Annotated in this window: 15 protein-coding genes; 6 read left to right on the plus strand and 9 right to left on the minus strand. The window is 59.1% G+C overall.

Translation table 11 applies throughout. The features are described 5' to 3' along the window. Positions 1-20 precede the first annotated feature (20 nt). From V8689_RS19075 to V8689_RS19085, 3 genes are all read right to left on the minus strand, one after another. Positions 21-656 (minus strand): lytic polysaccharide monooxygenase auxiliary activity family 9 protein, encoded by a 636-nt coding sequence (locus V8689_RS19075; RefSeq protein ID WP_056785932.1) that lies wholly within the window; start codon positions 654-656, stop codon positions 21-23. 209 nt (positions 657-865) lie between these two features. Then, positions 866-1,249 carry an addiction module antidote protein gene (locus V8689_RS19080; protein WP_056785934.1) on the minus strand — a complete coding sequence of 128 codons (384 nt, stop codon included), beginning with the start codon at positions 1,247-1,249 and terminating at the stop codon, positions 866-868. 1 nt (position 1,250) lies between these two features. Continuing rightward, positions 1,251-1,553, minus strand: coding sequence for a type II toxin-antitoxin system RelE/ParE family toxin (locus tag V8689_RS19085; protein ID WP_056785941.1), 303 nt, complete (start codon positions 1,551-1,553; stop codon positions 1,251-1,253). Positions 1,554-2,180: 627 nt separating this feature from the next. Here V8689_RS19085 and V8689_RS19090 point away from each other — a divergent pair. The 3 genes from V8689_RS19090 to V8689_RS19100 all read left to right on the plus strand — a co-directional run bounded on the left by V8689_RS19090 (position 2,181) and on the right by V8689_RS19100 (position 4,477). Further along, positions 2,181-2,516 carry a DUF6124 family protein gene (locus tag V8689_RS19090; protein ID WP_032896083.1) on the plus strand — a complete coding sequence of 112 codons (336 nt, stop codon included), beginning with the start codon at positions 2,181-2,183 and terminating at the stop codon, positions 2,514-2,516. Between the two features lie 188 nt (positions 2,517-2,704). Then, positions 2,705-3,445: a type 1 glutamine amidotransferase domain-containing protein gene (locus V8689_RS19095; protein ID WP_056785945.1), complete on the plus strand. Its 741-nt coding sequence runs from the start codon at positions 2,705-2,707 to the stop codon at positions 3,443-3,445. A gap of 105 nt (positions 3,446-3,550) precedes the next feature. Continuing rightward, a complete protein-coding gene (locus V8689_RS19100; RefSeq protein ID WP_056786952.1) occupies positions 3,551-4,477 on the plus strand; it encodes an acetoacetate decarboxylase family protein in 927 nt (308 codons plus the stop codon). Between the two features lie 14 nt (positions 4,478-4,491). Here the strand turns inward: V8689_RS19100 and V8689_RS19105 are convergent, their stop codons facing one another. Continuing rightward, on the minus strand, positions 4,492-4,950 hold the full coding sequence (locus V8689_RS19105) for a MerR family transcriptional regulator (RefSeq protein WP_034126375.1): 459 nt from the start codon (positions 4,948-4,950) through the stop codon (positions 4,492-4,494). A gap of 176 nt (positions 4,951-5,126) precedes the next feature. Here V8689_RS19105 and V8689_RS19110 point away from each other — a divergent pair, with 176 nt between their 5' ends. Beyond that, entirely contained in the window at positions 5,127-5,957 is an 831-nt protein-coding gene (locus V8689_RS19110) for an alpha/beta fold hydrolase (protein ID WP_056785948.1), read from the plus strand. A gap of 29 nt (positions 5,958-5,986) precedes the next feature. Here V8689_RS19110 and V8689_RS19115 read toward each other — a convergent pair whose 3' ends face one another. Then, the gene (locus V8689_RS19115) at positions 5,987-7,348 is read right to left on the minus strand and encodes a hypothetical protein (RefSeq protein ID WP_150073349.1); all 1,362 of its coding nucleotides are present in this window, start codon (positions 7,346-7,348) and stop codon (positions 5,987-5,989) included. A gap of 315 nt (positions 7,349-7,663) precedes the next feature. On the opposite strand from V8689_RS19115, the gene V8689_RS19120 reads away from it, so the two are divergent. Both V8689_RS19120 and V8689_RS19125 read left to right on the plus strand, forming a co-directional pair. Further along, positions 7,664-8,692, plus strand: coding sequence for an alpha/beta hydrolase family protein (locus V8689_RS19120; RefSeq protein ID WP_056785954.1), 1,029 nt, complete (start codon positions 7,664-7,666; stop codon positions 8,690-8,692). Between the two features lie 43 nt (positions 8,693-8,735). Beyond that, complete coding sequence (locus V8689_RS19125; RefSeq protein WP_014719217.1) at positions 8,736-8,906, plus strand: DUF2986 domain-containing protein; 171 nt, start codon at positions 8,736-8,738, stop codon at positions 8,904-8,906. Here the strand turns inward: V8689_RS19125 and V8689_RS19130 are convergent. The 4 genes from V8689_RS19130 to V8689_RS19145 all read right to left on the minus strand — a co-directional run bounded on the left by V8689_RS19130 (position 8,878) and on the right by V8689_RS19145 (position 12,245). Then, positions 8,878-9,873, minus strand: a complete 996-nt coding sequence (locus tag V8689_RS19130) for a GlxA family transcriptional regulator (RefSeq protein ID WP_056785956.1) — start codon at positions 9,871-9,873, stop codon at positions 8,878-8,880. The genes V8689_RS19125 and V8689_RS19130 overlap by 29 nt on opposite strands. A gap of 4 nt (positions 9,874-9,877) precedes the next feature. Then, positions 9,878-10,420, minus strand: coding sequence for a cysteine hydrolase family protein (locus V8689_RS19135; RefSeq protein WP_056785957.1), 543 nt, complete (start codon positions 10,418-10,420; stop codon positions 9,878-9,880). A gap of 90 nt (positions 10,421-10,510) precedes the next feature. After that, on the minus strand, positions 10,511-11,044 hold the full coding sequence (locus tag V8689_RS19140) for a GNAT family N-acetyltransferase (protein WP_056785959.1): 534 nt from the start codon (positions 11,042-11,044) through the stop codon (positions 10,511-10,513). After that, the gene (locus V8689_RS19145; protein ID WP_056785970.1) at positions 11,034-12,245 is read right to left on the minus strand and encodes a YeeE/YedE family protein; all 1,212 of its coding nucleotides are present in this window, start codon (positions 12,243-12,245) and stop codon (positions 11,034-11,036) included. The genes V8689_RS19140 and V8689_RS19145 overlap by 11 nt, the downstream gene beginning before the upstream one ends. Between the last annotated feature and the right edge of the window lie 337 nt (positions 12,246-12,582).

Consider the following 12,582-nt stretch of genomic DNA (forward strand, 5'->3'; position numbering starts at 1 on the left):
GTGGGTTTAACGGTGCGGGCTTATTTGAAGTCCACATCGAAGGCTTGATAGAAGGCGTTGCCGGTGTTGGCGACGATCCACATCAACACAATCACATGCTGGCCCTTTTTATTGGCCGGCAGTTTCACTTCATGATTGACCTTGGCCTTCAGTTCGCCTGCATGGCTGTAGTAAGGCACCTGGGCATAGAAGTCTTCAGCGAACGGCTGGGTTTCCAGTTGTGCGCGGGTGATGCGCTGTTTCGGGTCCCAACCATCCTTGGTGATCAGCCAGCGATAGCCACGGGTGGTGTGCGGCGCGGTGTATGCCCAGGTGACCTTGAAGGTCTGGCCCGGCTCGACATTGAGCAACGGCCAGGTGAAGGCGCGGCCAAGTTTCTTGGCCATTTCCTCGTGGGTGAAGTTGACGCAGTCACGGGCATCCGTCTTGCCACCGCTGAGGATAAAGCCGTCGGCGGGAGGGGTGACGCTGTCACTGTCGGTTTGATAAGGCGCCGGGAACGGACCGGCCGTCAGTGCCGGGAAGTTCTTGCCGCCTTCCATTTCATTGACCTGCCAGGTCTCCAGCAGGCCGAGATCCACGGCGACTGCGCCACGGCTGGAAGGGGATGTGACACGACCATGGCGAAGAGGTGTCTGGGTTTGTGGTTTGTTCATTTTGTAACTCCATTGGTTTGATTAAGAACTCTCCTTTCTTGAAGGAGAGGACCTCAACCTAACGGAGTGGCTTTTTTTTGCCACAGGCCCTTTTTTCACTCATTTTCGGTTCATGAGCGCGCAGACCTGCAAACACTGGATATATAAACAGTACTATAGGAAAACCCTTACGCTTCCAGAGGTCGATTTCCTACAAGACCATGCGCATTTCAATACAGCTTCTCTGTACCGATGGCAGCCGTTTTTTTAGGGGGGGTCGCAGTAATCGGTCGCACCGTCAGTTCCACCCCCAATGCCAACATCAGCTTCTGGACCGTCTCATAACGTGTCTTTGAGCCGCCTTTCAGGGTTTTATACAGGCTCTCCCGATTCACCCCCGCCGCTTCGGCAACCTTGTTCACACCCTGGGCCTTGGCAACCTCGGCCAGCGCCTTCATAAGGACTTGCGGGTCATGGCACGCCATGCTTTGCGCAAGATAAGCACTGATGGTTTGCGGGCTATCAAGGAAGCGCGAAGCCTCATAGGCGCTTGTGCCGGATGTATCCAGCTCGAGGATCGGCATGTCCTCTGGTTTGAATGTTGACTGACTCATGTCATTGACCTCTCAGGGCATCAAGAATCTCTTTTGCCCGCTTGATTCCTCGTTTCTGGTCGGTTTTATCGCTTCCCCACAGCATCAGGTAAGCGGTGATGCCCGTGCGCACAAAGTAAATCCTGTAGCCGGGCCCGACAAACACACGCATTTCACTCATGCCATCGCCTACAGGCTGGCAATCGCCAAAATTGTTTTCTTCGGCTCGATCCAGGCGGATCAGTACAGCCGTCTTACCCCACACACCCTTCATACCGTCGAGCCATGTATCGAACTCGGGCGTCCTGCCGATCGTATTGGTCACAGATTCAAATGTAGCCTACTGGCTACTCCTTGTAGATGCCAGTGAATTTTTAATGTCGGTGTGCACCGCCAGAAAAAATCCTAGTCCAGCCGCCGCGCAGGCAGCCGAGCAATACTATTAGCGCTTGTGTCCTCAAGACCGAAACGTTGCGTCGCGACTGAGGCATCCTCTCTGTAGGAGCGAGCTTGCTCGCGAAGAACGTAAAGATAATGTGTTCATCCAGAATGAACGCGGCGCCTATGGTTTTTCGCGAGCAAGCTCGCTCCTACAGGGAGGGAGTGAGTGGGCCGGCGTTGATGTAGACCCGTCCTACAGCAAGCTGCACCACCTTGCTCCATTGCCTACAGTTGCGTCAGAATCCGCCGGCTTGTGCGCTTGGATGGGCGCCTCTAAGGTGGCCCGGTCGCTGACAACTCAGTGATCGGGTTTAGTAGCCCGAGGGTCAATTACACTTAGTGCATGAGCTTCATCTATCAGACGTTCCTGTCTGTGCCTGATGGTGGCTGTGCGTAGGGCGCCTTCGGGCGCGCCGGCTTTGTGTAATTCCCCGGTCTACTAACCTGCGTACAGCTGCCACCCTTTCGTTTAGTAGCGAAACGGTGTCGGCCCCATTCAGGAATTACGCATATGTACAAAGTCACCCCAAACCCTCCAAACGATCCAAACCTGAAGCTTGATCAGGCAGTCCGTCGTGCGATCGATCACGCCCTCAACCCCAACGCCGAACCCTCTCCTCCACCCTCGACACCGCTATTCAGCGTTGCCGACGATGCCAGCAATGAAATGCTCGTCGCCAATAGCTATGAAACCTTTTCCTCAGTAACCGCCCTGCTGCTCGACCTGTCGGATGAACTGACCGGTAAACAGCGCGACGTCGCGTTGGCGATTCATCAGTTAAGTGAGCTGGGAATGTTGTTGGTCGATAAGTTGATGGAGCGCGAGGCGGCTGTAGCAGCTGGCTAAACGTTCAACACGCCCAAAAAAAGCCGAGCCGTCGCGCCCCAAGACGACTCGGTTTTTTTTGCCAAAGCAGGGGTTGACCTTAAAGCGAGGTTTAAGGTGAGCATGCACCAACCGACAGGATTACTGGACCCTGGATCATGCTCAAAACCCTTATTTCTTTTGCGTTGGTAGCGATAGGTGGCGCGCTTATGACATTTGCACAGGCTGAACCCGGCCCTTCCACGGCCGCTGCAAACAATCGCCAGATATTGGTGATCATGACCAACCACGCCAGCTACCCCTCAAGGCCCGATACCACGGGCCTGTGGCTGACAGAGCTGACGCATTTCACCGAGGTCGTGGAAGCGGCTGGCTACACGACGGTATTTGCCAGCCCCAAAGGAGGTGTTGCGCCCCTGGACGAGCGCAGCCTCGGTTGGCTGTACATGGATAAGGCGGCGCGTGAACAGTTGCAGTCCCCGGCCTTTCGCGCCCGGCTGCAAAACACGCTGCCCATCGCCAATGTCGATCCGTCGCAATTTCGCGCGATCTACTTCACCGGCGGCCACGGTGTCATGTGGGACTTCCCAGGTAACCTCGACCTGCAACGTGTCGCCCAAACCATTTACAACCAGGGCGGCATCGTCTCGGCCGTGTGCCACGGTGTGGCGGGCCTGCTGGATCTGAAGGATGAACAGGGCAACGCGATCATCAAGGGCAAAAACATCACCGGCTTCTCCAATCGCGAAGAACTGCTATCGGGCATGAAGCGTGAGGTGCCGTTCTTGCTTGAAGACCGGCTGCTGAGCCAAGGGGCGCGTTACCGCAAGGGCTGGGTGCCGTTCACCTCATTTGTCATCACCGATGGCCGCCTGATCACGGGCCAGAACCCGCAATCGCCCAAGGCCGTCGCACTCGCCGTAATAACCGAGCTGTCCCACGAACGATAGCGCCTAGCCCTCTCTGGAGAAAACCGATTGAACATTCCAAGCGCCATTTTAACCGGATTGCTGCTCACCCCTTTTGCCAACCTTGCGTTGGCCGGAACGCCCGAGATGCCCAGCCCCAACGACACAACCCACATCGATATCGCCGGCCAGCAGGTGCCCGTCGTCAAGGGTGGCATGTACGACCGCTTTCGCTCCAACCCGCCGTTGTCGGTGGTTGCAGCAGAATTACCCGGGGTTGATTTAAGCTGGTTCAAAGGGTTGCAAAAGCACAAGGTCGACATCGGTTTTGAATCCTACTCGCCCAATTTTTACTACCAGAACAGTCGGGTAACAGCAGTCTATACAGCCGACATCGATAAGCTTCGGGCGTTGATGCCACCGCAGGTACTGGCCGCCGTGCAGCCCTTGCAAGTCTGGCCGGGTCGCGGGCTGATCGCGTTTACTGCGTACACCTATGAGCATTGCGATAACGACGCCTATAACGAAGTCGCCGTGTCGATCATCACGAACAAACCTGGCAAAGCCAACCTGGGCCCCTTTACGCTGGTGGGCCAGTCGATGTCGCAGGACTTTTGGGGCTATGTGCTCAAGCTGCCGGTGAATACCGAGCTGGCGCGGGTGCGCGGGGTGGTCGGTTACAACCTGCCGAAATGGCTGACCGGCATTGATCGCAAAGAGGATGGGCACTCGGTGGTGTATGACATTACCGATAGCAAGACCGGCAAACTGGACGTGTCGTTCAAGGCTAAAAAGCTTGAGAAGCTGTCCCGTGATATGGACCTGGTCACCAGCAGTTTCACCAATCTCGATCACCACGGCCAACTGGCCTATGGGTATGCGGTTTCCCGCCAGCTCAGCCATGGCTCCAGCCGTGACGCAGACTCAGCCACCCTCACGCTAGGCGATGGCAGCCTGTCCGATTACCTGCGCGACCTCAAGCTGGGGAAAATGGTGAAGTACGAATACGTACCCGAGTTCCAGAGCGCACTCTATGCGCCAGAGCCGCTCGTCAACCTGATTGGCGGACGCTGAACCTCGTGCGCCGGTCAGGCCCTCGGGGCCCGGCGGGCGCTTTTTTTTGTGGATGAGGCTGGAGCGCCCCCTTCCTCGCGCAGACGGTTAATCAGCATCTGCGCATTCTCGGCACAGGCCATGCCCTCGGGCTTGCCTTCGATGCCCTTGATGACGTTCAGCAACTGCGCCTTGTTCTGGGCCAGCCGTTGTTGCAGCACCTCGATTTCCTCGACCTTGTGCTTGAGCCCGCTGAGCAGCTCGTCATGCTGCCAACCACCGGCACTGCGGGGCATTAACTGCCGGATTTCTTCCAGAGAGAAACCGGCTGCCTGGGCACCCTTGATGATCTCCAACACCGCCTCGGTGCCGGGCGTATAGTCCCGATAGCCGTTGGATTTACGCTCAACCGATTGGATCAGACCGCTCGCCTCGTAGAAGCGGATGCGTGAGGCCGCCAACCCGCTGATTTTTGCCAACTCGCCTATTCTCATGTACCACCCACAAAAAACCATTGACCTTAAAGTTGACTTTAAACCTAAAGTCATTGGGCGGCCAAGGCGGCAATTGTGGACGGCACACTTGCCAGACACGCATAGGCTGCAGTGGGTCAATCCAGCGCCATGATCGCGATTCGATCAGGCCATCATTTCATTTGGGAGAGGCGAACATGGGCTACGTCACCACGCGAGACGGTGTTGAAATTTTCTACAAGGACTGGGGCCCACGCGATGCCCAGGTCATTTTCTTCCATCATGGCTGGCCACTGAGCGCAGATGATTGGGACGCGCAGATGCTGTTTTTCCTGGGCGAAGGTTACCGGGTCGTTGCCCACGACCGGCGTGGCCATGGGCGTTCCAGCCAGGTCTGGGATGGGCACGATATGGATCATTATGCCGACGACGTCGCGGCCGTGGTCGAGCACCTGGGCGTACAAACTGCGGTGCATGTCGGTCACTCCACCGGCGGCGGTGAAGTGGTTCATTACATCGCCCGCCACGGCGAAGACCGCGTCTCGAAGGCCGCCATCATCAGCGCCGTGCCACCGCTGATGGTCCAGACCCCGAACAACCCCGGCGGCCTGCCCAAGTCAGTGTTCGACGACTTGCAGGCGCAACTGAAAGCCAACCGCGCGCAGTTCTATCATGACGTTCCGGCGGGCCCTTTCTACGGCTATAACCGCCCAGGCGCCAAGCCGTCCGAGGGCATCATCCTGAACTGGTGGCGGCAAGGCATGATGGGCTGTGCAAAGGCGCACTATGACGGGATTGTGGCGTTTTCCCAGACCGATTTCACCGAAGACCTGAAGAGCATCCAGATTCCCGTATTGGTCATGCATGGCGACGATGATCAGATCGTCCCTCATGAGAATGCCGGGGTGCTATCCGCCAAACTGCTGAAAAACAGCACGCTGAAAATCTACCCAGGCTTCCCGCACGGCATGCCTACCACCCATGCCGATACGATTAATGCGGATTTGCTGGCGTTTATAAGGAGCTGATTGATTGGGGGCGGGTAACCGCCCCTTCTTCAGGTTTTTAGATTCTTCATCCATTTGAGTAAATGCCCAGGCCAGACCCATTGCGCACTGGACTGGTCTTGGCTAACTGCAAGGGTGTCTATAAGAGAGCGCGTCGTCAGGGCGTCTGCTACAGGACCCGCAACGCCACTGTGCGGCTGTCGTTCGTCGACCGTCGGCGCAACGGCCCGACGCGGCTTGCCGGTCGCCGAGTCCATCGTGTAGCCAGCAGCCTTGCCTTTTTCGGTAATCGTCCATAGGCCATCCGTGTTGATAAGCACGGGGTCATCGAATGTGAGCGTCACCTCTTCGGCCACTGTGACTACCATGTTGTCCTTGATACTTGTCGGCACGTAAGTGGTGAACTCGCGGCCCAACGAAGCTTGCGCGGCGCCCTCGCTGGAGTATCTCAGCACCATCTGTTCAAGGAAGGCAATGCTCCCCATGTTGCTCAATGCGCCGAAGTCCGGGTTCAGAACATGCCGCAAAAAACCCTGATCGAGCCGGGTTGAGCTAATCGCCGAACCGCTCAGAATGCGTGAGGCTGTCGCTACATCGTGCGCCTTGAAATTGAATGTCACCCGGCGCCCCTCTTGGTCGTAGCCTTCATTGCCACTCAACAGTTGGCGACCGTTATCATGATGACGATAGTTGCCGAGGTCGTAAGCCAACATATCGACATACGCCAAGTCAGCACCTTGTTCCTGCGCGTAAGCGTACATATCAGACAGCAGGGTACGATCATCGCGAGTGAGAAAGTCGTAATTGCTTTGGGCCATATTGCTGCGGTTCAGGGTGCCTTCGGCCACCGCAGGTTCATGCCCCAGAAAGAGGCGAGAAATCATCAGTTCACGACCTATGGTAGAACCTGAAGAAGCGCTGGCCCTCTGCTCATTCAAGCGAGCCTCTTGCCAGGCAGCCCGCCGTTCGTTGACGGTGAACGCACCGCTGTCGTCGCGGGCAATCAGAGTCAATTGATCGACCGTAAGGCCTGTGAATGGGTTACTGGCAGAACCGTTGGCGAAGGCAGTGGCTTGCTTGGCGCGCTCATGCAATTCCAAGAACGGCGTATCGGGGACTTCGGCATCATGCTGAGCCTTGTTGGCGAAATATCGCTCGTCACTTATCCCATCGAGCGGATTGAGGGCGTTGTGCCTTGGGTCCAGTTGGCGAAGGCGGACGTCACGGCTAGCAGCATCACTTAATTGCCCCGCCAGGATCGAAACGGTACTGACGGTACTGGCTTGAACGTTATCGCTGGAGGAGCCGGTCTTGTCTTGAATAGACGACACAGAAACCGGGCTAGGGCGGGTGGGAACAGCACTGCCCAAGTGGTTATTAGTTAACGATGTATAAACACTGACGTTCATCATGATTACACCCTCCATCGACTAAGAATGTTTCCTGATCGACAAGTAAGCCCCGCAGGCGGACCTTACGTGAGCCTCGCAACTCAAGTTAAAAAGCATAAAACTCAGATCATCATCGATACGGCAGTAGGACTCACGCTCCGACAGTGCACGATTCATAGCGTCAAGTAAGCCGGCCACTTCCTAAAAACATGAAGTCCCCATCTGTAATACCCGAAAGTAGGAATTCGTAGGCCACTTCCTAGTCCCGCCTGCCCTCTACCTAAACCGCCCATTTCAGTTCATGCTGCGCACCTCATTTCAAGGACGATAAAAACAATGAAAGCCCCCTTTGCCGCCCTGCTCCTGATAAGCCTCACCGCGCCTGCACTCGCCAACGACAACCCCATCGGTTTCCAAACCACCACCCTGCCCGACACTCACAACATTCGCCCGTTGGAAATGGCCGTGTGGTACCCCGCCACCAGCACCGCCCAACCCAAGCTGATCGCCGACAACCTGGTGTTCATCGGTGTGCTTGCGGTGCCTGATGCCGCACCGACACCCGGCAAACATCCGGTGGTGGTGCTCTCCCACGGCTATGGTGGCAACTGGGGCAAGCAGGCGTGGCTGGCCAGTGCGCTGGCCCGGCAGGGGTATATCGTGGCGGCAGTGAATCACCCTGGCACCACCAGCCAGGATCGCAGCGCGCAAGCCGCCGCGCAGTTGTGGCAACGGCCCAAGGATTTGAGCCGGGCCATTGATGCGCTGCTGGCGCAGGCCACGCCATTTGGCGCGGCGGATAGTGGCCGGATCGCGGTGATCGGCCATTCCCTGGGGGGCTGGACGGTCATGGAGAGCGCGGGGGCGCGTTTCGACCCGGAGTTGTTTGCCCGGGACTGCAACGCCCATCCGACGTTGGTGGCGTGCACGGCCTATCGCGAGATGAACTCTGAAGGTACGCCGAACGGGAAGGCTCAACTGGCTGCGGACTTGAGCGATAAACGCGTGACCGCTGTGGTGTCTCTGGACTTGGGCCTGTCACGCGGTTTTACCGATGCGAGCCTCGCGGCGCTGCCAGTGCCGGCCCTGGTGATCGCCGCCGGTGTGCCATCAGCGGATTTGCCCGCGCAGATGGAATCGGCTGACATGGCCAAGCGGCTGCCAAAAACGTCGACTCAGTACGTGGAGATCCAGGACGCCAACCACTTCAGCTTTATGTCCCAGTGCAAACCGGGCGCGGCAGCGGTGCTTGACGCTGATGTGCCCGGCGATAGCATCATTTGCCAGGACGGCGAAGGCGCGCGGCCACGGCCCGTGATCCAGCAGCAGGTGATCACACTGATCAGTGAGTTCCTGGCGCGCTGAACCGGTAGTATCATCCGCGCCTTTCCCCTTCAGGCAACGAAACATGAACCGCCAGAAAAAACTTCAGCAGCTCTTCAAAGCCAAAGCGAAAAAGGCCAGCGCCAAGCTGGCACCTAAAAGCAAAGACAAATACATCAGCAAGGCGGACCGTTTGAAGCTGGCGACCGAGGCCGGCCAAGAGCCGGTTACGGCTGGCGAGACGCCTGCTGAGTAAGGCGCATGGCTGAAGGGGTTGCCGCTTCGTATTTGCCCCAGATACGCCGCAGATGCCGCGCCGAGCCAAAGCCTGCGCGCTCGGCGATGGCTTCAATGTCCAGGGCCGACTCGGCCAGCAGTTCCCGCGCCACCGCCAGGCGCAGGCGATGCAGGTAATCCAGTGGGCTGATCTGCACATGTTCCTGGAACAGGCGCGCCAGGTGCCGACTGCTGGTGCACGCCAGGCTTGCCATTCGGGTAAGTGTCCAGGCTTCGCAGGGGGCGGCGGCGATGGCGTCCTGCACACGATGGAGCGCTGGGTGCAGGTGATTGCGCCCGGTCACCCAAGGCGATAGCTGCGGGTCGCTACCGCTGCGGCGCAGGTACACCACCATGTCTCGCGCCACCGCGCACGCCAAGCGTGGCCCGGCCAGTTCGGCGACCAGGTGCAGCATCAGGTCGATACCCGCCGTGATACCGGCGCTGCAACTGACCGGGCCATCGGTGACGTACAGGCGGTTTTCCAAAACCCGGGCCTTGGGGGCGATGGCCTGCAAGGTGGCGCACAGCGAATGGTGCGTGGTGCATTGGCGCCCATCGAGCAGCCCGGCCCTGGCGGCGCTCAACGCGCCGGCACACACGCACACCAGGCGTTCGGCCGAGGGCGCGAACACGTTTTGCAACCACTGGGTGAGCTGATGGCTGGCCGATTCGAAAGCCTTTTGGTGGGCCTTTGATACGTTCATCGTGGAGCCCACCAATACCACCAGCGTGCCGGGCGCCAAGGTCGATGGCAGTGGCGCCAGCCCGGTCAGTGGCAAGCCGATGGAACTGTGCAGCGACTCCACCGGGCTGACGTACTGCAGATCGAAATCCACCGCCGCCGGGTCCTCGGCTTGCGCGGCCAGGCGCAACACTTCAGCAGGCCCCGCCAGGTCGAGCATCAGCACATTGGGCAACAGCACGAACAGCACCGGTACGCTCACCGCTTCACTCCGCCAGTGCCTGGGCGACCGTCACGATGCGGGCGAAGCGGTCATCGAGGACCAACTCCGTGCGTTCGCGAATCTCAGCCGGCGTATAGACCCGGCCGCTACGCGCGTGGGTCATCGGGAAGGTCAGGGTCGCCTCGCTGACAAAATCCACCTTGAAGCCGCTGTCCGCAGCCTGCCGCGTGGTGGTCTCGCAGCATTGCTCAGTGCGGATGCCGCTGATGATCAGCGTGGTGACGCCCATTTCCACCAACCGAGCGGCCAGTGGCGTACCGGCCAAAGCACTGTGGTAGCGCTTATGGATCACCAGTTGCGGATTAATCGACAGCTCGCTCAAGGCCCTGACGTTGCCCGATTGCATGGAGAAATGCCCTTGGTCTTCAACATGGAAGACTTGTACCACCGGGATGCCTTGCTGAACACAGCCATCAATGAGGGCCTGCTGTTTTTCCAGGTACTCGGGCAGGTCATTTTCGGACCAGTAGGTTGAATGACGGAAGGAATGTTGGGCGTCGATCACGATCAGGGCTTTTTGGCTCACGGGTTGGCCTTTTGGCTTGTGTCTATGGGGAGACGGTAGAGCCATGGTAAGGACAACGCTCGGAGGACGACAGGCAAGAGGCGGACCACTTCAGGACGGATTCGGACATACCACTTGGTACGCCATGGCACAGCGGCTGCCCGGGGCGAAACCTTGGGCGTATTCATCCGCCAGGGTATTTTCCAGGCGCTGATCGGTATGGGGCTCAAAGCCCAGGCGCCGATAGAACGGCGCATTCCAGGGCACATGTTTGAAGGTGGTCAAGGTCACCGCACGCAGTTGCTGGGTGCGTGCGTGGTGGATCGCCGTTTCCACCAGCCTGCGTCCCCAGCCCTGGCCCTGCAGCGGTTGGGCAACCGAGACTTCATGGATATGCAGGTCGTCGCCAAAACGTTCCGCGCTGAGGAAGCCTTGGAGCTGGCCGTGGGTGTCGACCACCACCCAGCAGCTCGATAGCGCGATCCACTGGCGATGGCACTCGACACTGATCGACGCAGCCTCCGCCAGCCAACCCAGGTCCTCAATGCTCCGGAATGCCTGGGCAGCGCAATGCTCGATGGCGGGTAATAAGCCGGCATCCTGCGCTCGCGCCAGGCGAATGTGAGCGCACGGCTCAGCAGCCACTCAAGGCCACCTTGGGCCGCTCACCCGCGAAGAAAAAGGGCCGCAAGCGCACGCCCACGCCGTTACCGATAAAGGCCGCCACCAGCCATACCCAGCCATGCAGGCTGCCCGAGGCGATGCCGCTGAAGTAGGCGCCGATATTGCAGCCATAGGCCAGGCGCGAACCGTAGCCGAGCATCAGGCCGCCGATCACAGCCGCGATCAACGAGCGCAGCGGGATGTTCAGGCTGGGAGCAAAACGCCCAGCCAGGCCTGCGGCCAACAACGCACCAAGAACAATGCCGATGTCCATGACGCTGGTGATGTCTTCCCACACCGGTGCAGCCAGCGCCTTGGCATTGCCCGGCATTTGCCAGAATGCCCAACTGGCGACGTCCACACCCAGCCCGCTCGCCACCTTGGCGCCCCACAGCGCGAACGCCGAGGTAATGCCCCACGGACGCCCGGCCAGGGCCAATGTGGCGTAGTTGAGCAGCGCCAGGCCAATCGCGCCCCACACCAGCGGCCATGGCCCGCGCAGGAAGCGGCGCAGCCCTGGGTGCTCGCTTTGTACGCCTTGTTCAAGTTGGCCGTGACGGCGTTTTTCCAGGCGCACGGTGACCATTGCAATTAGCGCGAACACCGCCAGGCTCAGGACCAAGGCCGGCAGCACACCGAAGGTTTTGACGATGGAAACCGCCGGGAACGATGGCAGTGCAAACCACCAGTCGACGTGGTGGGTGGCGATCAACGAGCCACAGATAAAGAACAGCAGTGTCACCAACATCCGCGCATTACCGCCACCGACGGTGAACAAGGTGCCCGACGCACACCCGCCGCCCAACTGCATGCCGATCCCGAAAATAAACGCCCCGAACACCACCGACACACCGGCCGGCGCCACCAGCCCGGCCACCGGCTGGCCAAACAAGGTGCCCGCGCCCAGCGCCGGGAAAAACAGCACCACCGCCACCGCCAGCATCACCATCTGCGCGCGCAAGCCGGCGCCACGCCGATCATTGATAAACACGCGCCAGGCTGAAGTAAAACCGAAGGCGGCGTGGTACAGGGTCAGCCCGAGCGCGGCGCCGACCACCAGCAACAACACCTGGCGCGCGCCCACAGTGTTTTGCAGGAACAGAGCGCCGGCCACCAGGATGACAAAAGCGATCAGTGGCGCGACGGGCTTGCGCACTGGCGACAGGGAAAGAGAGGTGCTCATGGGGATCTCGATTGGTTGGAAGGAGGCAAGTATAGCCTCAGAGGGAATTTGATCAGGTGTGGGCATTGCCCAAAGGCTCATTGTTTGACCCACCGCTTTCGCAGCCTCGCTGAAGCTCGACAGCTCCCACAGGGGATCGGCGGTGCATGTGGAATATCGCTTTGCAGGACCATCGCGCCAAGCACAATGCTCAACAACAACACCGCCCAAATGTGGGAGCTGTCGAGCCCCAGCGAGGCTGCGATGGCGGCGGCACAGGCAACCTCTTCATCGCCTGGATCACTGCTTTCGCAGCCTCGCTAAAGCTCGACAGCTCCCCCAGGAGATGAGCAGGCCT

This window comes from Pseudomonas sp. AK181, assembly GCF_051122975.1.
Taxonomy (GTDB): domain Bacteria; phylum Pseudomonadota; class Gammaproteobacteria; order Pseudomonadales; family Pseudomonadaceae; genus Aquipseudomonas; species Aquipseudomonas lactis.

Coding starts and splice junctions, on each gene's coding strand:
- V8689_RS19075 (WP_056785932.1), bottom strand. CDS start 656: ATGAACAAACCACAAACCCAGACACCTCTTCGCCATGGTCGTGTCACA.
- V8689_RS19080 (WP_056785934.1), bottom strand. CDS start 1,249: ATGAGTCAGTCAACATTCAAACCAGAGGACATGCCGATCCTCGAGCTG.
- V8689_RS19090 (WP_032896083.1), top strand. CDS start 2,181: ATGTACAAAGTCACCCCAAACCCTCCAAACGATCCAAACCTGAAGCTT.
- V8689_RS19095 (WP_056785945.1), top strand. CDS start 2,705: ATGACATTTGCACAGGCTGAACCCGGCCCTTCCACGGCCGCTGCAAAC.
- V8689_RS19100 (WP_056786952.1), top strand. CDS start 3,551: ATGCCCAGCCCCAACGACACAACCCACATCGATATCGCCGGCCAGCAG.
- V8689_RS19105 (WP_034126375.1), bottom strand. CDS start 4,950: ATGAGAATAGGCGAGTTGGCAAAAATCAGCGGGTTGGCGGCCTCACGC.
- V8689_RS19110 (WP_056785948.1), top strand. CDS start 5,127: ATGGGCTACGTCACCACGCGAGACGGTGTTGAAATTTTCTACAAGGAC.
- V8689_RS19115 (WP_150073349.1), bottom strand. CDS start 7,348: ATGATGAACGTCAGTGTTTATACATCGTTAACTAATAACCACTTGGGC.
- V8689_RS19120 (WP_056785954.1), top strand. CDS start 7,664: ATGAAAGCCCCCTTTGCCGCCCTGCTCCTGATAAGCCTCACCGCGCCT.
- V8689_RS19125 (WP_014719217.1), top strand. CDS start 8,736: ATGAACCGCCAGAAAAAACTTCAGCAGCTCTTCAAAGCCAAAGCGAAA.
- V8689_RS19145 (WP_056785970.1), bottom strand. CDS start 12,245: ATGAGCACCTCTCTTTCCCTGTCGCCAGTGCGCAAGCCCGTCGCGCCA.